The sequence below is a fragment of the Herbaspirillum sp. Sphag64 genome, from assembly GCF_014192645.1.
Taxonomy (GTDB): domain Bacteria; phylum Pseudomonadota; class Gammaproteobacteria; order Burkholderiales; family Burkholderiaceae_D; genus Herbaspirillum.
Genome location: NZ_JACHYE010000001.1, coordinates 268,384 through 288,445, shown reverse-complemented (window position 1 = coordinate 288,445; position 20,062 = coordinate 268,384). Strand labels below are relative to the sequence as shown.

19 protein-coding genes are annotated in these 20,062 nt (G+C 53.0%); 17 read left to right on the top strand and 2 right to left on the bottom strand.

Going from position 1 to position 20,062, the window contains the following annotated elements; genetic code table 11:
* Positions 1-41: 41 nt before the first annotated feature.
* The 14 genes from frr (at position 42) to FHW66_RS01265 (ending at position 13,472) form a co-directional block, all read left to right on the top strand.
* Entirely contained in the window at positions 42-602 is a 561-nt protein-coding gene (frr, locus tag FHW66_RS01330) for a ribosome recycling factor (RefSeq protein ID WP_183377908.1), read from the top strand.
* 101 nt (positions 603-703) lie between these two features.
* Positions 704-1,462 carry a polyprenyl diphosphate synthase gene (uppS, locus tag FHW66_RS01325; RefSeq protein WP_183377907.1) on the top strand — a complete coding sequence of 253 codons (759 nt, stop codon included), beginning with the start codon at positions 704-706 and terminating at the stop codon, positions 1,460-1,462.
* Positions 1,462-2,277 (top strand): phosphatidate cytidylyltransferase, encoded by an 816-nt coding sequence (locus FHW66_RS01320; protein ID WP_183377906.1) that lies wholly within the window; start codon positions 1,462-1,464, stop codon positions 2,275-2,277. The genes uppS and FHW66_RS01320 overlap by 1 nt, the downstream gene beginning before the upstream one ends.
* Positions 2,278-2,284: 7 nt before the next feature.
* Complete coding sequence (gene ispC / locus FHW66_RS01315; RefSeq protein ID WP_183377905.1) at positions 2,285-3,454, top strand: 1-deoxy-D-xylulose-5-phosphate reductoisomerase; 1,170 nt, start codon at positions 2,285-2,287, stop codon at positions 3,452-3,454.
* Positions 3,451-4,815: an RIP metalloprotease RseP gene (gene rseP / locus FHW66_RS01310; RefSeq protein ID WP_183377904.1), complete on the top strand. Its 1,365-nt coding sequence runs from the start codon at positions 3,451-3,453 to the stop codon at positions 4,813-4,815. Before ispC ends, rseP begins: the two co-directional genes overlap by 4 nt.
* Positions 4,816-4,925: 110 nt before the next feature.
* Positions 4,926-7,301 carry an outer membrane protein assembly factor BamA gene (gene bamA, locus FHW66_RS01305; RefSeq protein ID WP_183377903.1) on the top strand — a complete coding sequence of 792 codons (2,376 nt, stop codon included), beginning with the start codon at positions 4,926-4,928 and terminating at the stop codon, positions 7,299-7,301.
* A 54-nt stretch (positions 7,302-7,355) separates the two neighbouring features.
* Entirely contained in the window at positions 7,356-7,874 is a 519-nt protein-coding gene (locus tag FHW66_RS01300) for an OmpH family outer membrane protein (RefSeq protein WP_255458769.1), read from the top strand.
* A 118-nt stretch (positions 7,875-7,992) separates the two neighbouring features.
* Entirely contained in the window at positions 7,993-9,057 is a 1,065-nt protein-coding gene (gene lpxD, locus FHW66_RS01295) for a UDP-3-O-(3-hydroxymyristoyl)glucosamine N-acyltransferase (RefSeq protein ID WP_183377901.1), read from the top strand.
* Positions 9,050-9,514, top strand: coding sequence for a 3-hydroxyacyl-ACP dehydratase FabZ (fabZ, locus tag FHW66_RS01290; protein WP_183377900.1), 465 nt, complete (start codon positions 9,050-9,052; stop codon positions 9,512-9,514). Before lpxD ends, fabZ begins: the two co-directional genes overlap by 8 nt.
* A 12-nt stretch (positions 9,515-9,526) precedes the next feature.
* Complete coding sequence (gene lpxA, locus FHW66_RS01285; RefSeq protein ID WP_183377899.1) at positions 9,527-10,315, top strand: acyl-ACP--UDP-N-acetylglucosamine O-acyltransferase; 789 nt, start codon at positions 9,527-9,529, stop codon at positions 10,313-10,315.
* 49 nt (positions 10,316-10,364) lie between these two features.
* Entirely contained in the window at positions 10,365-11,507 is a 1,143-nt protein-coding gene (lpxB, locus tag FHW66_RS01280) for a lipid-A-disaccharide synthase (protein WP_183378620.1), read from the top strand.
* An 18-nt stretch (positions 11,508-11,525) separates the two neighbouring features.
* Positions 11,526-12,146 (top strand): ribonuclease HII, encoded by a 621-nt coding sequence (gene rnhB / locus FHW66_RS01275; protein WP_183377898.1) that lies wholly within the window; start codon positions 11,526-11,528, stop codon positions 12,144-12,146.
* 11 nt (positions 12,147-12,157) lie between these two features.
* Positions 12,158-12,946 (top strand): RNA methyltransferase, encoded by a 789-nt coding sequence (locus FHW66_RS01270; RefSeq protein ID WP_183377897.1) that lies wholly within the window; start codon positions 12,158-12,160, stop codon positions 12,944-12,946.
* A 25-nt stretch (positions 12,947-12,971) separates the two neighbouring features.
* Positions 12,972-13,472, top strand: coding sequence for a DUF6314 family protein (locus tag FHW66_RS01265; RefSeq protein ID WP_255458766.1), 501 nt, complete (start codon positions 12,972-12,974; stop codon positions 13,470-13,472).
* On the opposite strand, the gene FHW66_RS01260 is transcribed toward FHW66_RS01265, so the two are convergent.
* Positions 13,453-14,307 (bottom strand): pyruvate, water dikinase regulatory protein, encoded by an 855-nt coding sequence (locus tag FHW66_RS01260; RefSeq protein WP_183377896.1) that lies wholly within the window; start codon positions 14,305-14,307, stop codon positions 13,453-13,455. The two genes, FHW66_RS01265 and FHW66_RS01260, sit on opposite strands and share 20 nt — an antisense overlap.
* A 409-nt stretch (positions 14,308-14,716) precedes the next feature.
* Here FHW66_RS01260 and ppsA point away from each other — a divergent pair, with 409 nt between their 5' ends.
* The 3 genes from ppsA (at position 14,717) to FHW66_RS01245 (ending at position 18,607) form a co-directional block, all read left to right on the top strand.
* Positions 14,717-17,074 carry a phosphoenolpyruvate synthase gene (gene ppsA, locus FHW66_RS01255; protein WP_255458817.1) on the top strand — a complete coding sequence of 786 codons (2,358 nt, stop codon included), beginning with the start codon at positions 14,717-14,719 and terminating at the stop codon, positions 17,072-17,074.
* Between the two features lie 172 nt (positions 17,075-17,246).
* A complete protein-coding gene (locus FHW66_RS01250) occupies positions 17,247-17,681 on the top strand; it encodes an NfeD family protein (protein ID WP_183377895.1) in 435 nt (144 codons plus the stop codon).
* Positions 17,682-17,692: 11 nt separating this feature from the next.
* The gene (locus FHW66_RS01245) at positions 17,693-18,607 is read left to right on the top strand and encodes an SPFH domain-containing protein (RefSeq protein WP_183377894.1); all 915 of its coding nucleotides are present in this window, start codon (positions 17,693-17,695) and stop codon (positions 18,605-18,607) included.
* Between the two features lie 73 nt (positions 18,608-18,680).
* On the opposite strand, the gene FHW66_RS01240 is transcribed toward FHW66_RS01245, so the two are convergent.
* Complete coding sequence (locus FHW66_RS01240) at positions 18,681-20,060, bottom strand: ATP-binding protein (protein WP_183377893.1); 1,380 nt, start codon at positions 20,058-20,060, stop codon at positions 18,681-18,683.
* Between the last annotated feature and the right edge of the window lie 2 nt (positions 20,061-20,062).

The window sequence follows — 20,062 nt, the reverse complement described above, 5'->3', positions numbered from 1 at the left end:
ATTCAGAGTAGTGGTCAATCAGTTTTAGATAGGAGAGCAGCATGACAATTGCTGACGTCAAGAAGAACACAGAGCAGAAGATGAGCAAGTCGATCGAGACTTTGCGCGCAGATTTGGCAAAGGTGCGTACCGGACGCGCGCATACCGGTATTCTCGATCATGTACAGGTCGATTATTACGGTTCGCCAACGCAACTGTCGCAAGTTGCCAATCTGACCCTGATCGATGCCCGTACCATCGGCGTGCAGCCTTATGAAAAGAAGATGCTGGCTGTAATTGAGAAAGCTATTCGTGAAGCCGATCTCGGGCTCAATCCTGCAACGCAGGGCGAGTTGATTCGTGTGCCGACACCGCCGCTGACAGAAGAGCGGCGCAAGGAAATGGTCAAGCTGGTTAAGGGTGAAGCTGAAGATTGCAAAATCGCCATCCGTAATATTCGCCGCGATGCCAATGAGGCGCTCAAGAAACTGGTCAAGGACAAGATTGCCTCCGAGGATGAAGAGCGTCGTGGACAGGACGAGATTCAAAAGCTGACCGATAAATTCGTCACTGAAGTCGATAGGCTTGTTGTCGAAAAGGAAAAGGAAGTGTTGACCGTGTAGTTGCGTCGTCGTTGCTCAGGCGCGCTTTATGCGATCATGGCGCGTGTTGCAACCGACTCACACAGGTTGGCGTCAGTATTTTTCCAGGATTTTCACACAGTATGAAACACAAAAGCTCAACTCAGTCTGTGCCTCAAGTCTCGATGGTGCCGCGTCACGTTGCCATCATTATGGATGGCAATGGGCGGTGGGCAACCAAACGGTTCATGCCGCGAGTGGCTGGTCACGTCAAAGGCGTCGAAGCGGTTCGCGATATCGTTGAGGCTTGCACGGTACGTGGTATTGAGTACCTCACCTTGTTCGCCTTCAGTTCTGAAAACTGGCGTCGTCCGGCTGATGAAGTTTCTTTACTGATGCGTCTCTTCATGACAGCACTCGAACGCGAAGTCGGCAAGATGCACGCTAATAACATTCGCTTGCGTGTCGTTGGCGACCTGAGTCGATTTGATGGCAAGTTGCAGGAGATGGTGGCTGCATCCGAGGCGAGGACCGCAAGGAACACCGGTCTGACGCTGACCATCTGTGCTAACTACGGTGGTCGCTGGGATATCATGCAGGCAGTTGGCAAGATGCTGCAAGAGCATCCTGGTGTAAGCAATTTTTCTGAAGAGCAACTTTCTTCGCATTTGGCCATGGCCTACGCGCCCGAACCCGATCTGTTCATTCGCACGGGTGGCGAAGAGCGCATTTCCAATTTTTTACTGTGGCAACTTGCCTACAGTGAGTTGTATTTCACCGAAACTTACTGGCCCGATTTTGATGGTGCCGAGCTAGACAAGGCGATTGAATCGTATCGTCAGCGTGAGCGGCGCTTTGGACGGACCAGTGAGCAATTGATAGAGCAAAAAAAGGCTTCCTGATGCTTAAAACGCGTGTCATCACGGCGTTGGTTCTTTTGGCAATTTTGTTGCCTGTCTTGTCTCTGAATAATTATTTTGCATTTGCTTCAGTCACTCTGGTTTTTTTTGCCGCTGGTGTTTGGGAATGCTTGCGTCTCTTCGCTGTGCCGCGGGCAATTTTGTGGGCGGGTGTCTGTAGTCTTGCTTATGCATTGATTGTCTTTGTCAGTGGTTTGCCAAGTGTGCGCGGCTTGTTTGGCCTCTGCGTTGCTTTGTGGGTGGTCAGGTTTGTGCCAGCGCTGCGGCTGGGTTTGCCGCCGATCGAGAGCGCTGGTAATCGCTTGATAAGCCTCACTTACACGCTGGCTTTACTGGGTTGTTTCATTGCGATTGTTTCATTGTTCCAGCATTCTCCTTTGTATCTGTTATCAGTTATGGCAATTGTCTGGGTTGCTGATATTGGTGCCTATTTTTCTGGAAAAGGTTTCGGGCGGCACAAACTGGCACCTTCGATTTCCCCAGGTAAATCCTGGGAAGGTGCTGTGGGGGGCTGGTTGGCTGTGCTCGTGATTGCTGCGATTACAGCTATGTCTGCCGGTATGGATACCTTTCCTGGACGCTTGCTAGATCGCTTTGGCTGGCCAGGGTTTCTACTGATAATGACGCTGCTGGTTGCGGCCAGTGTGGTTGGCGATTTGTTCGAGTCCATGCTCAAGCGTCGTGCGGGCTTCAAGGATAGTAGTGCTCTATTGCCGGGGCACGGCGGTGTGCTTGACCGAATTGATGCGCTCATTCCTGTGTTGCCTCTGGCGGCATTGATTGATCTCTGGTTGTAGGAATTTCATGCAGGCAATTACCGTTCTTGGTTCCACCGGTTCGATTGGGGTGTCAACGCTGGATGTGCTTGGTCGTCATCCTGATCGTTATCGTGTCTACGCGTTGACTGCGCATAGCAATGTCGATGTGCTCGCTGAGCAATGTGCGCTTTTTCAGCCGCAACTGGCAGTGATTGGCAGCGAGCAGGGGGCTATCGTCTTGCAGCGCAAGCTCAAGGCGCTGCAACTACGCACAGAGGTGTTGTACGGGCCACAGGCATTGTGTGATGTCGCCGCCAGCAGCCAATGCGATATGGTCATGGCGGCAATTGTTGGTGCTGCAGGTCTGGCCTCGACGATCGCTGCTGCGCGTGCAGGCAAAAAGATTCTGCTTGCGAACAAGGAGGCACTGGTGATGTCAGGCCAACTGCTCATTGATGCAGTGGCCGAGCATGGTGCCACTTTGCTGCCAATCGATAGCGAGCACAACGCTATATTCCAATGTTTGCCCGCCCAGTTCGACCGATCCCTTGCGCGGGCTGGAATCTCGAAGATATTGCTGACGGCCTCTGGCGGTCCTTTTCTTAAGCGTCCGGTCGAAACGCTCGACAAGGTCACGCCTGAAGAAGCTGTGGCGCATCCCAAGTGGGTGATGGGGCGTAAAATTTCGGTAGATTCAGCCACCATGATGAACAAAGGGCTGGAGGTCATTGAGGCGCATTGGTTATTTGGTGCGCCCGCGGACAAGATTGAAGTCATGATTCATCCGCAAAGTGTCATTCACTCCATGGTCTCCTATGTGGATGGGTCTGTGCTGGCGCAGCTGGGTAATCCTGATATGCGGACCCCGATTGCCAACGCGTTGGCTTATCCTCAACGTATTGACTCCGGGGTGGCGCAGCTGGACCTGGCACAGGTTGGTCAGTTATTTTTTGAGCGCCCAGACTTCGAGCGTTTTCCTTGCCTCAAATTGGCGTATGATGCACTGCAAACCGGCGGCAGCGCTGCTGCTATCCTTAATGCAGCCAATGAAGTTGCCGTTCAAGCGTTCCTCAATCAAGAAATCGGATTTCGCATGATTGATCAAGTCATTGCTCGTGTCATGGATAAATTGCCACACGGCCCAGTGGCCGATATTGAGAGTTTGATCGATCAGGATCAACTGGCCCGGTCCACGGCACTAGCTTGTCTGTCATGAGTTTCCTTCATACCCTCCTGGCTTTCGTGGTCGCACTCGGCTCACTGGTGGTGGTGCACGAGCTGGGTCATTACTGGGTAGCACGTTTGTGTGGTGTCAAGGTATTGCGTTTTTCTGTCGGATTGGGACGAGTGATTTATTCACGTCGCTTTGGCCCAGATCAAACGGAATGGGCACTCTCGATTTTGCCTCTGGGTGGCTATGTCAAGATGCTGGATGCGCGTGAGCAAGATGTCAGCGAGCTCACATCGGGTGATCTGAAGCGTGAATTCACGAGACAGTCTGTGTGGCGCCGGATTGCCATTGTTGCTGCGGGGCCGCTGGCCAATTTTATACTGGCTATCCTGGTGTTTGCCGGGCTGTTTATGCACGGTATTGCCGAACCAATTCCTAAACTGCGAGATGTCGTCCCACACACTGCTGCCTACGAGGCGGGATTGCGTGGTGGCGAGACCATTACAGCAATCAACGGCGAGCCGGTACAAAGCTGGTCGGATGTGCGCTGGAAACTGATGTCCCATGTGCTGGAAAGAACGCCAGTCCAACTAGATGTCCGCAGTCCTGATCTGCAGCGGGCTGGTGGCAGCATCTTGGATACTGTCAATCTCTCGCTGGATCAACTATCAAGCCAGGATCTGGAGGGGGACTTTCTTGGCACGCTTGGCCTATCGTTGGCACGTCCACCCGCACGTATTGGCAAGGTCATGGTTGGGCCCGCTGAGCGCGCCGGGTTGTTGCAAGACGATTTGATTCTGGATGTAAATGGTGTTGCGGTCAGGGATGGACTTGCCTTGGTGACGCTGGTGCGCGCCTCTCCCGGCAAGGAGTTGCGCCTGCACGGTATGCGCGGAGCGCAGGATTTTAGCGTTCTTGTCGTGCCGGAAGCAGTGCAGGACAATGCGCAGATGATCGGACGTATTAAGGTGGAGGTAGCGCTGGCGCCAGAAATGATCACCGTCAGCGACGCTCCTCTTACCGCGCTCGTCAAAGGAGCGAAGAAAACGCTTGATACTTCACTGATGACACTAAAAATGATCGGCAAAATGATTGTTGGTCAGGTTTCATGGAAAAATATCACCGGTCCGATTACCATCGCGGATTATGCCGGACAGAGCGCCAAGATTGGTCTGGTCAGCTATCTGAGCTTCATCGCCTTTATTAGTATCAGTCTCGGTGTGATGAACCTGTTACCAATCCCGGTTTTAGATGGCGGTCATTTGCTGTATTATTCGCTGGAGATTTTGACTGGCAAGCCTGTTTCGGAGCGTTTTGGGCAAATTGCCCAGCGTGCCGGTCTGGGTATTTTGATGACGTTGATGCTTGTCGCTGCGTTCAACGATATTGTCCGTCTGATGTTTTAAGAATTCGTCAGAAGCCGTCCAGCACGTCAGGATGGCTTTTGGCTTTTAAATGTGCTCGATGATTCTTCACCGAATACTCGTCCAGAAACATAGTTAATAAACGATAGCTAATGAAATTACATTCCGCTTATCCCTCCGCACCGACGTTCTCCCGTCGTCTGGTTGCCGCCGCTGCGATTGCGTTTTGCTCGGGACAGGCGTTCGCCGCTGACCCGTTTGTCGTCAAGGATATTCGGGTGGAAGGCATTCAGCGTACTGAAGCCGGCACGGTATTCAGCTACTTGCCAGTCCGCGTCGGCGATACCTTCACAGACGACAAAGCTGCTGCGGCAATCAAGGCCTTGTATGCCACCGGCTTTTTCAAGGATGTCCGGATTGAAGCCGAGGGCGATGTTCTGGTGGTGCAGGTGGAAGAACGGCCTGCCATCGCCAGTGTCGACTTTACTGGTATCAAGGAGTTCGACAAGGATCAGTTGAACAAGGCGCTCAAGCAAATTGGCGTATCCGAGTCGCGTATTTTTGATAAATCGCTGGTTGATCGTGCCGAGCAGGAGCTCAAGAAGCAGTATCTGTCCCGTGGCTTGTACGGTGCCAAAGTGACGACAACGATTACGCCGGTCGAGCGTAATCGTGTGGCGATCACTTTCGGCGTGGATGAGGGAGAAGTTTCTCGTATCAAGCAGATCAATTTTGTCGGAAACAAGACATTTTCGGATAAGGATTTGCTGGAGCAGATCAAGCTGACGACACCTGGCTGGTTTACCTGGTACAGCAAGGCGGATCAATACTCGAAGGAAAAACTCGCGGCCGATATCGAGACACTGCGTTCGTACTATCTGGACCGTGGGTACCTGGAAATGCAGGTGGAATCGACTCAGGTGTCGATTACACCGGACAAGAAGGATATTTACATCACCATCAATATCAAGGAAGGTGAGAAATACACCGTCTCCGACATCAAGCTTGATGGTGAAATGTTTGGTATGGATGCGGATCTGGCTGGCTTGGTGCAATTGAAGCCGGGCGATATTTACTCCGGTGCCAAGCTGACCGCCAGTACCAAAAAAATCAGTGAACGTCTGGGTAACTTTGGCTATGCATTTGCCAATGTCAATGCTAATCCCAACGTAGATCGAGAAAAGAAGGAAGTAGCGTTCACTATTTTGGTGGACCCAGGTAAACGGGTTTATGTCCGTCGTATTAATATTTCTGGTAATACCAAGACGCGTGATGAAGTCATCCGTCGTGAATTCCGTCAATTCGAGGATTCCTGGTATGACGGCGAGCGGATCAAGCTGTCGCGCGACCGTGTTGACCGTCTCGGTTATTTCAAGGAAGTGACCGTTGAAACGCCAGAAGTGCCGGGTTCGACCGATCAGATTGATGTCAATATGAAGGTTGAAGAAAAGCCGACCGGTAACATCACGGTTGGTGCCGGCTTCTCGCAGAGTGAAAAATTGGCGCTGACTGGCTCGATCTCGCAGGAGAACGCTTTCGGTAGCGGTAACACGATTGGTGTCAGTATCAATACTGCGGCGACCTATCGGACTATCGCTGTATCGGAAACCAATCCCTACTTCACCGACGATGGTGTCAGCCGGACCTACGACATCTATCTGCGTACCGTCACTAATTCGGTTTATGCCACTGGTGACTACCGTGTTCGTACCATCGGCGGTGACGTGAAGTTTGGTGTGCCATTTTCGGAACTGGATCGTGTTTTCTTTGGTGTTGGTATTGAAAACACCAATGTTCAGACAGACCTGTCAAGTCCAAGTCTGTACCGTACCTATGTCAATGACTTTGGCTCTAACAGTCAGTCAGGTTGCGATGTGACTGCGACAACCGGTACGTGCGGTGTGGGTTCTGCAACTACAACAAGCTTCCCATTGACAGCTGCGTGGCAGCGCGATAGCCGTGATAGTGCGTTGATTCCGACCAAAGGGCGCTACCAGCGTGCCAATCTGGAAGTGTCGACGATTGGTACTTTGCGTTACTTCCGTACGACCTATCAGAATCAATATTTCCAACCATTCTGGGGAAATACCTCGACGTTGGCGCTTAATGGCGAGATTGATTACGGTCACGGCATGGATGGCAAACCTTACCCAATCTTCAAGAATTTCTATGCGGGTGGTATTGGTAGCGTGCGTGGTTATGAAGATTCGTCTTTGGGTAACCTGAAGGACCAATATGGTGACTCCATGGGTGGTGCATCACGCCTTATTGGCAGCGCTGAATTACAATTCCCGTTCTCTGGCGCTGGGCAGGATCGCACGATGCGCTGGTTCATTTTCCTTGACGGTGGTCAGGTCTATGCTGATGGATCGCCAATTCAGGTTGGACAAATGCGTTATTCGACCGGTATTGGTATCAGCTGGCTGTCACCAATCGGCCCGCTCAAATTCAGCTACGGTCATCCGCTCAATTCAAAACCTGGCGACAAATCGCAACCTTTGCAATTCCAGCTGGGAACAGGATTCTGATGGGAGAACCGTCAGCTAGTGTCATATTTGAAATCTGTATTACGGAGAATGATCTTGAAGTTTATTACTAAATCATTGTTGTCTATCCAAGCCGCTACTTTGGCGGTTGGTTTGCTGGCATTTGCAAACGTTCATGCACAAGAGTCGTCAAAAATTGCTTTTGTCAGCACCGAACGAATCTTCCGCGAGGCGGCGCCTGCCAAGGCTGCGCAAGCCAAGCTGGAACAGGAGTTCTCCAAGCGTGAGAAAGATCTGGCCGACATGGGCGCACGTCTGAAAGCACAATCTGAAAAGCTCGACAAGGATGCGCCAGTCCTGTCCGATGCCGATCGTGCAAAACGTCAACGCGACCTGTCTGATCTGGATAAGGAATTTCAGCGTAAGCAACGTGAGTTCCGTGAAGATCTGAACCAGCGCCGCAATGAAGAGCTCGCTGTTGTGCTGGAGCGCACTAACGGTGTGATCCGCAAGATTGCCGATGCTGAGAAATACGATATCGTGTTCCAGGAGGCCGTCTATGCAAGCAAGCGCATTGACATCACCGACAAGGTGCTCAAGGAACTGGCCAAGTAATTGGTCATCATTGCGTTATAGTCCCATCATCATGCTATTGAGGACGCGCGGCTCGTTGGCCTTACTGGTCACCAGCCGCGTTGCCAATTCAGATAGCGTCAACATCTAGAAGGCCAGTATGAGTATTCGGCTGGAACAGTTGGTCGAACGCTTGGGAGGCCAGCTAAAAGGCGATGCACAAATCAGTGTCACTGGTATTGCACCGCTCGATGCTGCCACAGCGTCGCACGTCACATTCCTCTCCAACACCAGGTTTCGTCAGCAGGCAGAGTCAACCCAAGCTGCTGCGTTGATTCTTTCCGAGGCAGATGATCTGGCTTTGACCGGCTATCAGGGCGCCCGTATTGTTACCAAGAATCCCTACGCTTATTTTGCACGGGCGGCGCAGTTATTTGTTGCGCTGGCTGCGCAGCCACCTAGCGCTGGAATTCATGCCAGTGCTTGTGTTGATCCCAGTGCAGAGGTTGCAGCAAGCGCCGTGATTGGCCCTCATGTTGTCATTGAGGCTGGTGCGGTTATTGGGGAGCGAGCCGTGATTGATGCCGGAAGCTATATCGGTCGGCTGGCACGTATCGGTGCCGATACGCATTTTTACGCGCGTGTCACATTTCATGCTGGTTGTGAGATCGGCGAAAGAGGCATTGTGCACTCGGGTGTGGTAATTGGTGCTGACGGCTTTGGATTTGCTAACGAAGGCGGTGAATGGATCAAGATTCCACAAGTTGGGCGGGTCCTCATCGGTCATGATGTCGAAATTGGTGCCAATACGACGATTGACCGTGGTGCGTTGGCGGACACCGTTTTAGAGGATGGTGTCAAGCTGGATAATCAGATTCAGATTGCGCACAACTGTCATATCGGCGCTCATACCGCGATCGCCGCGTGTGCTGGTATTGCTGGTAGCGCGCATATTGGCAAGTATTGCTCTATCGGTGGCGCGGCGATGATCCATGGTCATATCACCATCGTCGACCGTGTCCATGTATCAGCTGGTACGCTGGCATTGCGGTCGATTCTTGAGCCTGGGCAATATACGGGTTTCTATCCGGTTGCCAAGCACGGAGATTGGGAAAAATCCGCGGCGTTAGTGCGCAATCTGAGCACAATGCGTGAGAAAATCCGTAGCTTGGAAAAAACTATCAAATCGCTGACACAGCAGAATACAGAGCAGAACAATGACTAGTCTTGACATCAATCAAATCAAAGAATATCTCCCTCACCGTTATCCGCTGTTATTGGTTGATCGTGTGTTGAGCTGGGAAAGCGGCAAAGATATCACTGCCATCAAGAATGTGACCGTGAACGAAGAATTCTTCAATGGTCACTTTCCGCACAAGCCGGTCATGCCTGGTGTATTAATGATTGAGGCGCTGGCGCAGACCGCTGCGCTGCTGTCGTTCCTGACAGAAGGTCGCAAGCCCGATGCGAACACGGTGGTCTACTTTGTGGGTATCGATAACGCACGCTTCAAGCGCCCCGTGGAACCTGGCGATCAACTCAAGATGCACGTTGAAATCACGCGTCGTGCGCGTGGTATCTGGAAGTACAAGGCAGTTGCAACGGTCGATGGTCAGGTTGCTGTTGAAGGTGATCTGATGTGCACCATGCGTAATGCCAACGACGCCAGCCAAGCTGGTTAAGCGGATCTGATCATGGCGCTTATTCATCCTACCGCAATCGTTGAGGCTGGTGCACAGCTTGATGCATCGGTCGAGGTTGGTGCCTATTCCGTGATCGGGCCGCATGTCCGAATCGGTTCAGGGACCAAGATTGGCCCGCACGTGGTCATTGAAGGGCATACCAGCATTGGTTGCGATAATCAGATCTTCCAGTTTGCCTCTCTCGGAGCCGCTCCGCAGGACAAGAAGTATGCCGGAGAGCCGACCCGGCTTGAGATAGGGGATCGCAATACCATTCGTGAATTCGTTACCTTCAATCTGGGCACCACCCAGGATGGCGGAGTGACGCGGATTGGGAGCGACAACTGGATCATGGCGTATGTTCACGTGGCCCATGATTGTCAGCTTGGTAATCATATTATTTTGGCCAATAACGCGACCCTGGCAGGACACGTGCATCTGGGTGATTGGGTGTTCCTTGGTGGTTTTACATCGGTGCATCAGTTCTGTCATATCGGTGCACATGCGATGACGGCATTCACTGCCGCAGTGAGCCAGGACGTACCACCTTTCGTTACAGCCGCCGGTAATCGTGCGGTACCTGCCGGCATCAACAGTGAAGGCCTCAAGCGTCGCGGCTTCACGCCAGAGCAGATTGCAGCGATCAAACGGGCCTACAAAGTAGTCTATCGCTCTGATCTGCCACTGGAAGAGGCCAAGCAAAGCTTGCTGGCGCTGGAGGAAAAGACCCCAGATTCGGCGGAATATATTCGTCTGATGCGAGAATTCATCAATACGTCGAGTCGTGGCATCATTCGCTGATTCCACGGGCAATGCCGCTGGCGGTGTTGATAGCGGCTTGAGCATCGCGATGGTTGCCGGGGAAAGCTCCGGCGATCTGCTTGCAAGCCGATTGTTGTCGGGCTTGCAGCCGCGACTGCCACAGGCTCGCCTGCACGGGATAGGCGGACCGCTGATGGCTGAACATGGCTTTGTCAGCGACTGGCCGATGGATAAGCTGACTGTGCGCGGCTTGTTCGAAGTCATTCCGCGGTACCGTGAAATCAAGGGTATCCAAAATTCCTTGCGTGACCAGTTGCTGGCGCAAAGACCGGCTGCTTTTATCGGTGTCGATTATCCGGGCTTCAATCTCGGCCTCGAATTGCAATTACGCGAGGCGGGCATCCCCACCATACATTTCATTGGCCCTCAAATCTGGGCCTGGCGCGGCGGTCGTATCAAGAAGATCGCGCGTGCGGTGTCGCATATGCTGGTGATCTTTCCCTTTGAAGAGGAAATTTACCGCAAGGCCGGCGTGCCGGTTACTTATGTTGGTCATCCACTGGCCGAGGTTATTCCGATGGTGCCTGATCAGGTTGCGGCGCGCATGCGACTTGGATTGCAGCAGCAACGGCGAGTTGTCGCCATTCTGCCGGGTAGTCGCATGTCTGAACTCAAGTACAACACTGCCAGCTTCTTGGGCGCAGCACGCTTGTTGGCAAAGCGCGAGCCGGGTTTACAGTTCGTGGCTCCGATGGCAGGCGAGCGGCAGCGTGCTTATTTCGAGCAATTAGTGGAGCAGACCGGTAGTGGCGACCTTGGGATTCAGATTGTCAGCGGCCAGTCGCACACCGTCATGGAGGCGGCCGATGCGGTGCTGGTAGCATCAGGGACAGCATCGCTGGAAGTTGCCTTGTACAAGAAGCCGATGGTGATTGCCTACAAGATGATGCGGGCTTCCTACGCCATCATGCGTCACATGAACTATCAACCATGGGTTGGCTTACCGAATATTCTGGCACGCGAATTTGTGGTGCCGGAGCTGCTGCAAGACGCCGCTACGCCGCAAGCACTGGCAGACGCCTTGTGGCGTCAGCTCGACGATGTCACCTATCAAGCCAATTTACGTCAGCGGTTTACCGATATGCATTACGCGCTCTTGCGGGATACCGCCAATGCCAGTGCAGAAGCGGTCTACAATCTGTTGCAGCGACAACAGAATCGGCATGCCTGAAAGGCGAAGACAGATTTTATGGCACGCAAAATCGATACCAATTTATCCCTGTTCGCAGCGCAAGACTATGCGGGTGAAGTCATCTGTGGTGTAGACGAGGCAGGCCGTGGGCCGCTGGCCGGTCCCGTGTTTGCGGCAGCCGTTATTCTTGATCCGGCGCATCCGATTGTGGGGCTGCGTGACTCCAAGAAACTCAGTGAGGCCAGTCGGGATGCCCTTGCACTGGAAATCAAGGCGCATGCATTGGCATGGGCAATTGCACAATGTTCGGAGCAGGAAATTGATCAGCTTAATATTCTGCAGGCCAGCATGCTGGCGATGCGACGTGCGGTAGAGGCGCTGACGACCTTACCGACACTGGCCCTGATTGATGGTAATCGTTGTCCGGTGATGGCGGTCAGGTCCGAGGCCATCGTCAAGGGGGATGACAAGGTTCCAGCAATATCGGCAGCCTCGATCCTCGCCAAGACTGCGCGTGATGCTGCTTTGCATGTGCTGCATGCCCAGTACCCACAATATGCTTTCGATCAGCACAAAGGTTACCCTACGGCACTGCATCTGGAGCGCTTGCGCACACACGGTGTTTCGCCGGTACATCGCAAGTCGTATTCGCCGGTACGTGCCTTGCTGACGTCGTAACGGAGAGATCAATGAAAGTCATTTCTTCTCGCGATAATTCACTCTACAAGGAGCTTAAGCAACTTGCAGGTAGTGCGCAGTCACGACGCAAGGCTGGACGCAGTTTGCTTGATGGTGTGCATCTGGCACAGGCATTTCTACAGCAAGGTGGACATGCCGAAGTATGCGTTGTTGCCGACAGTGCGCAATATCATGCCGAGGTCGCTCCATTAGTGGCGCAATGTGAGGTCGCCGGGAGCCAGTGTGTCGTGCTGCCGGACGCCTTGTATCAAGCGCTGAGCCAGGTTGAAAACGGTATCGGCTTGTTGCTGGTGATCGCTACGCCGCAACCAGCGGTGCCTCGTCAATTGACTGCTGCTGCGGTCCTGCTCGATGGCTTGCAGGATCCGGGCAACCTTGGTTCTATTCTGCGCAGTGCAGCAGCGGCGGGAATCCATCAGATATTCTGTTCTCCGGGTACAGTAGCAGCATGGTCACCGAAAGTTTTACGCGCGGGCATGGGAGCGCATTTTCTGCTCCAGATCTATGAAAATGCGGATTTGCCAGCCTTATGTGAACACAGTAGCGTCCCGGTTCTTGCGACCAGCTCTCATGCACAACAGACAATTTATGAGGCGGATTTACATGCTGGAGTGGCATGGCTCTTTGGTCACGAAGGGCAGGGAGTCGGTGAGGCATTGCTCAATACTGCCAGTGCTCAGGTGGTGATTCCGCATCTTGGCGCCATGGAATCGCTCAACGTCGCGGCTGCAGCTGCTGTCTGTTTTTTTGAGCAAGTGCGCCAGCAGCAATCGCGCTGAGGGCGGCATTGCGGAGTACGTCATCTTGAGCAATGTTCTCGCGTCAGACGGCATTGATTTACATGCCTATTTTCTGGGAGCTTGGCAGTTTAATCGGACAATGCATACCAGCGACGGTGTACTGATCGGCTCCGCAGAGGGAATCGCCCACTTCGATGAGCAGGCCAGCGCAGACCACTTGCACTATCATGAAACAGGTAAATTGCTTCTGGCCGCAGATGCCCGTGTGATCAGCTTTTCAAAGCGCTTCGATTATCTGCTGGAGGCACCGCACGCGCTCCATGTGGTCTTTGCAGATGGCCCGCAGGCAGGGGAGTCGTATCAACACTATCGGTTCGATTCGCGGCGTCACGCATTGCTGCCGGTGAACACCCATATTTGCGTTGCTGATCACTACAATGGCAGTTATCAGCTGGTTGATGACGAACACTTCGATCTGCATACCCGCATCGATGGGCCGCACAAGGACTACGTGGTGCTGACCCATTTTTCCAAAGTAGGAGCGGTTATCGCATCTCAGGCTTGATTTCCTGCAGGATGGTCGCGGCGATTTCTTCAATCGATTTGGCGGTCGATGACATCCAGCGAATGCCCTCGCGTCGCATCATCTTCTCCGCTTCGTTGATTTCATAACGGCAATTTTCCAGTGATGCGTACTTGCTACCTGGTCGACGTTCATTGCGCACTTCAGACAGACGTTCAGCGGCGATCGTCAGACCGAAGATCTTTTTCTTGAAACTGATCAGGCCGCTCGGCAGCTTTTCACGGTCGAAGTCATCCGGGATCAGCGGATAGTTAGCAGCCTTGATGCCATATTGCATTGCCAGATAGAGGCTGGTTGGTGTCTTGCCGGAACGCGATACGCCGACCAGAATCACATCCGCAGCTGACAGGTTCTTGTTGGACTGACCGTCGTCATGCGCCAGTGAGAAATTGATTGCCTCAATCCGGTTGCGATACTCCTCCGAATCGGCAGTATTGTGACTGCGACCGATGGTGTGCGTCGACTTCACGCCCAGCTCTTGTTCCAGTGGTTCGACAAAGGTCTGGAACAAGTCGATGTGTTTGGCCTTGGCTTGCCGAATCACGGCGGAAAGATCCGCCTTGACCAAGGTTGAGAAGACAATCGGTGCCTTGCCATCAGTCTCAGCCACTTCATTGATCCGTCGCGTCGCATCATAGGCCTTGTCGAGCGTATCGACAAACGGCAGGCGGACCTGCTTGAAGCGCAATTCAAACTGACTCAGCACAGAATGTCCAAGCGTTTCAGCGGTAATCCCCGTACCGTCAGAAACGAAGAAAACGGTACGGTTGCCGGCTGGCAGTGGAGGAGGGCAGGAAGTCAGTACTTGATCGGGCATGATGTTGTTTAAAATAAACATTAAAAAAAGCTGCGGCGGATGAAAAAAATCTCGGCCAGGCTGTAAAATGCGATGCAACAGATTGAGAAGTTGGCTTAAATGATCCTGACCATGCTGCGCACGTTCACCGAAAGCATTTCCCTGTTTGCTCTGGCGAGCAGCTGTGTATTTGCTGTGCGCCAATTCCACGGCATGCTCAGTCAGATCCTTGCCCCGCTTCTGCCAGTGCCTACTGTATGGCACCCTGCCTCAATTATCTCGCCTTCGTCTCATAAACACCAAGAACAAATGACGAATGGTGACTGCGTGAAGATTTCTTATCATCAAACTAGAGGTTGTCATGTCCAACGTAGTAAACATGGGCTCTGCCCAGGGGGCCGCATACGTAGTCTCCTTTGAACATCTTCGAATGACGGATGTCGAGTCCGTAGGCGGCAAAAATGCGTCACTGGGTGAGATGATCAGCCAGTTGGCCGGTGCTGGTGTGCGTGTGCCTGGTGGTTTTGCGACTACGGCGCAGGCATTTCGTGATTTCCTGGAACACAGTGCAGACGGTGGCGTCACGCTGGCGCAGCGCATTGCTGATCGTCTGGCAACGCTGGATATTGAGGATGTCCGTGCGCTGGCGCAAGCCGGTGCCGAGATTCGTCAATGGATCATCGATACCCCATTCCAGCCACGTCTGGAACAGGAAATCAAATCCTTCTACGAAAAACTGGTCGCTGACTCTACTGCCGAAGTCTCGTTTGCAGTGCGTTCTTCGGCGACTGCAGAGGACTTGCCTGATGCTTCCTTTGCTGGTCAGCAAGAGACCTTCCTGAACGTAGTTGGTCTCGACAATGTGCTCGAAGCCATGAAGCACGTGTTTGCTTCCCTGTACAACGACCGCGCCATTTCCTATCGCGTTCACAAGGGCTTCACGCATGCTGAAGTTGCCTTGTCGGCTGGTGTTCAGCGCATGGTTCGCTCCGACGTCGGTGCTGCTGGCGTGATGTTTACCATCGATACCGAATCGGGGTTCAAGGATGTTGTTTTCATCACTTCCAGCTACGGTCTGGGTGAAACAGTGGTGCAGGGTGCGGTCAATCCTGACGAGTTTTACGTCCACAAGCCAATGCTGGAGCAAGGCAAGTTGCCGATCATCCGTCGCAACATCGGCTCCAAGCTGATCAAGATGGAGTTCACCGGTGAAGCCAAGGCTGGTCGCTCGGTCAAGACTGTTGATGTGCCAGTGGAATTGCGTAACCGTTATTCGCTCAATGATGCTGAAATCGTCGAGCTGGCCAAGTATGCGACCATCATCGAGAAGCACTATCAGCGTCCGATGGATATCGAATGGGGCAAAGATGGCCGCGACGGCAAGTTGTATATTCTGCAAGCCCGTCCGGAAACCGTGAAATCGCAGCAAAAGGCGACTGATGCGCAGCAGCGTTTCAAGCTCAAGGGTTCGAGCAGCGTGCTGGCAACTGGTCGTGCCATCGGTCAGAAAATCGGTGCCGGTCCGGTACGCGTGATTCGTGATGCCTCCGAAATGGAACGTGTGCAACCAGGCGACGTGCTGGTGGCCGACATGACCGATCCAAACTGGGAACCGGTCATGAAGCGTGCCGCCGCTATCGTCACCAATCGTGGCGGCCGTACCTGTCACGCCGCGATTATCGCCCGTGAACTGGGCGTGCCTGCTGTGGTGGGCTGCGGTGATGCGACGGATATCCTCAAGGATGGCAATCTGGTCACGGTTTCCTGCGCTGAAGGCGATGAAGGCAAAATCTATGACGGATTGCTGGAAACGGAAGTCACTGAAGTAGCACGCGGCGAGTTACCTGCACTGCCCTTGAAGATCATGATGAACGTCGGCAATCCGCAACTGGCTTTTGACTTCCAGTCGATTCCGAACGGTGGCGTTGGCCTTGCACGCCTGGAATTCATCATCAATAACAATATCGGTGTGCATCCAAAGGCAATTCTGGAGTACCCGAACATTGATGCCGATCTGAAGAAGGCAGTTGAATCGGTGGCACGTGGACATGCTTCGCCAAAGGCGTTCTATGTCGACAAACTGGCCGAAGGGATTGCCACGATTGCTGCTGCGTTCTGGCCCAAGCCAGTCATTGTGCGTTTGTCCGACTTCAAGTCTAACGAGTACAAGAAGCTGATCGGCGGTTCCCGCTATGAGCCAGACGAAGAAAACCCAATGCTGGGCTTCCGTGGTGCGGCGCGTTATCTTGCAGCAGATTTCGCGGAAGCCTTCGAAATGGAATGTCTTGCCATGAAACGTGTCCGTAACGACATGGGCTTGACCAACGTTGAAATCATGGTGCCGTTCGTGCGTACCCTTGGTCAGGCCGAGAAGGTCATTGGCCTGTTGGGCAAGAATGGATTGAAGCGCGGTGAGAACGGTCTGCGCGTCATCATGATGTGCGAAGTGCCGTCCAATGCCATTTTGGCCGAGCAATTCCTGGAGCATTTTGATGGCTTCTCGATCGGCTCCAATGACCTTACCCAGCTGACACTGGGGCTGGACCGTGATTCAGGTATGGAGTTGCTGGCCGCTGACTTTGATGAGCGTGATCCTGCGGTTCAGGCGTTGCTGTCGAAGGTGATTGCTACCTGCCGTGCCAAGGGTAAATATGTCGGTATCTGCGGTCAGGGTCCATCGGACCATCCTGATTTTGCCGAATGGCTGATGAAAGAAGGTATCGAGTCGATTTCGCTGAATCCCGATTCGGTGATCGATACCTGGCAGAAGCTGGCTGGATCGAAATAAGGCTCTCATGCCAATACAAGCCTGTGTGCTTGTGGCAACTCAAAAAGCGCGGACCAAAGTCCGCGCTTTTTGTTTCTGGCAACGAATTGTGCCAGACTCCTCATCTGTTATTGGTTAAGTAAGAAACTCTCGACCAATGCCGTGATCTATCTGAGACAACGAGGGGAATACAATGACTGCTTGGGCAATCTGGTTTGAATTGGCAGGGCTTGCCGTTGCCGTGGAAATATTTTCTGGTACGTTTTATTTACTGATGATTGCCATTGGCCTTGTTGCAGGTGGTGTCGTCGCTTTATTCGGGGGGACGCTTGAATGGCAGTTGTTGGTCGCAGCACTACTTGGCATCGTTGCCGTCATTTTGTTGCGGCGTAGTCGGTTCGGTCAGCGTAATCGTCTGGAGCCGACATCTAATCCGGATATCAATGCCGACATTGGCCAAACAATTCACATTGCGCACTGGCATCAGAGCGATCAGTTACATGTTGCTCGTGCGCGTTATCGTGGCGCGGAGTGGGATGTCGAACTGGCAGCCGGCAGCCCGGTCCAGCCAGGAAATTTCATTATTCGAGAAGTCCGGGGCAGCCGCCTGATCGTTTCTCATTCTTAAGGAGGATTTATATGTTTGGTAGTGTTGCCATTGTTATCTTTTTTGTTGCGATCATTTTTGTCGTCAATACCGTCAAAGTGGTCCCGCAGCAGCACGCCTGGGTCGTCGAACGGCTTGGGAAATATCATGCCACCCTTGGGCCGGGGCTCAATATTGTGGTGCCGTTTATTGATCGTATTGCCTATAAACATGTACTCAAGGAAATCCCGCTGGACGTTCCACCTCAGGTCTGCATCACCAGAGACAACACGCAATTGCAGGTGGACGGCATCCTGTATTTTCAGATTACCGATCCCAAGCGCGCCTCCTACGGTTCGTCCAATTACATCGCCGCGATTACCCAGCTTGCTCAAACCACTTTGCGCTCCGTAATCGGCAAAATGGAGCTGGACAAGACCTTCGAGGAACGTGATCACATCAACACCACCATTGTCAGTGCCATTGATGAATCAGCCGAGAATTGGGGGGTCAAAGTCTTGCGTTATGAGATCAAGGACCTGACGCCACCCAAGGAAATTTTGCATGCCATGCAGGCACAAATTACTGCCGAGCGTGAGAAACGGGCGCTGATTGCAGCATCCGAGGGCCGCAAGCAGGAGCAGATCAACATTGCTACTGGTGAACGTGAAGCCTCTATCGCTAAATCAGAAGGTGAAAAGCAGGCCTCGATCAACCGCGCAGAAGGGCAGGCAGCAGCGATTCTGGCGATTGCCGAAGCAAGTGCCGAAGCAATTCGCAAGACGGCATCGGCGATTCAGGCGCCGGGTGGTTCTGATGCGGTCAACCTGAAGGTTGCCGAGCAATACGTTGCGGCTTTCGCACAATTGGCCAAGACCAATAATTCCGTGATCGTTCCTGCCAATCTTGGTGATATGAGTTCCCTGATCGCCAGCGCAATGCAGGTCGTGAAATCGCAGGGGAAGTGATGCGTTGATTGTTGATTGTTTACTGCCGAAGCGCCTGAATCAGATTGCCTGGTTCAGGCGTTTTGATTTGAAATCATGCCGCACTCAGCGAGCTGATGTTGCCAGATGTGCTGCAGGGAAGGGCGATGGAAACACACAAGCCCTGATCAGCACGATTGCTGGCCGTGATGGTGCCGCCATGCGCTTCAATGATTCGACGCGCAATCGTCAGGCCAAGGCCATAACCGTTACTCGTTTGTTGTGTACGGCTGCTGCGGAAGAAAGGATCGAATATTGCCAGGAGTTCGTGTTCGGGTACACCTGGACCGCGGTCCGATACGGTGATCAAAAGGCGTTGATGATCGCTTTCAACTCTGGCAATGATCGTGACAGTCGTTTCGCTGGGCGTTTGCTTAATAGCATTCCTGACGACATTCTCGATGGCACTGTGGAGCAGTTCCGCGCGCCCTTGTATCATGGCATCATTGTGAATGTCGCTTTCGAGGTAACGTGCGCAATTCTGCGCCTCGAATTGGGCATCATTGATAATCTCCTGCAAGAGATCTTCCATCCGGATATGTTCATCCATGGTGCCGGTAAAGCCAGCTTCAAGGCGCGACAGGTAGAGTAGGTCTCCGACCAGTTTGTCCATGCGCACACCTTCGCGCTCAATGCGCTCAATAGTGGCCGGAAGTTTATCCGGTTGTACCCGCACCAGACCAATGGCGGCCTGCATGCGAGCAATCGGTGAGCGCAATTCATGCGAGACGTCATGCAGCAGGCGGCGTTGACTTTCTACCAAGGTCTGCAGTTGTTCGGTCATCAGATCGAAATCTCTGCCCAGATCGGCAAGCTCGTCGTTGCGCTTTCCCATTTGCACCGCCAGTCGGGCATTCAGGTTGCCTGATGCAGCACTGGCGAACGCCAGTTTCAGCTTGCGAATCGGTTGTGAAAAATACCAGGCAAGTAACATTGCAAAAAACAGACTGGCGATCGTTCCAGTCAACACCGGAATGACCGGGAAAAAAAAGCCTGAGTTTCCCGGCTCGCCGAATGCAAGAAGCTGCTCATCTTTGCGCGGAGCGCTCAGAAAAACCAGATAACGTTGTCCATCCGGAGCCGTAATTTGATCAACGGAGCGCTGCGTTGTTTCATCTTGTAGGGCAGTTTTTGCTTTTTGAATCAGCCGCGGAGGTACGTCGCGTCCAAGGATGTCGTGAGAGCTGTCATCAACCGCATAAATACGGCGACGACTACCACCGCGAATTATTTCGCTGAGCGCATCGGTACCAGCAACCTTGATGCTTTCCGCAGAAGCCCTGACAAAGAGGGCGGCAGAAGGGCTCAGATCAAGTTCTGTCGTATTGTGGATGCGCTCTCGGCGTTCCAGTGAAAAGATGATGCCCACCGCCACAGCAGCGGTTATCTGGGCCACCAGAATGAAGAAAAAAAATTTCCAGAACAGGCGCCCCAACC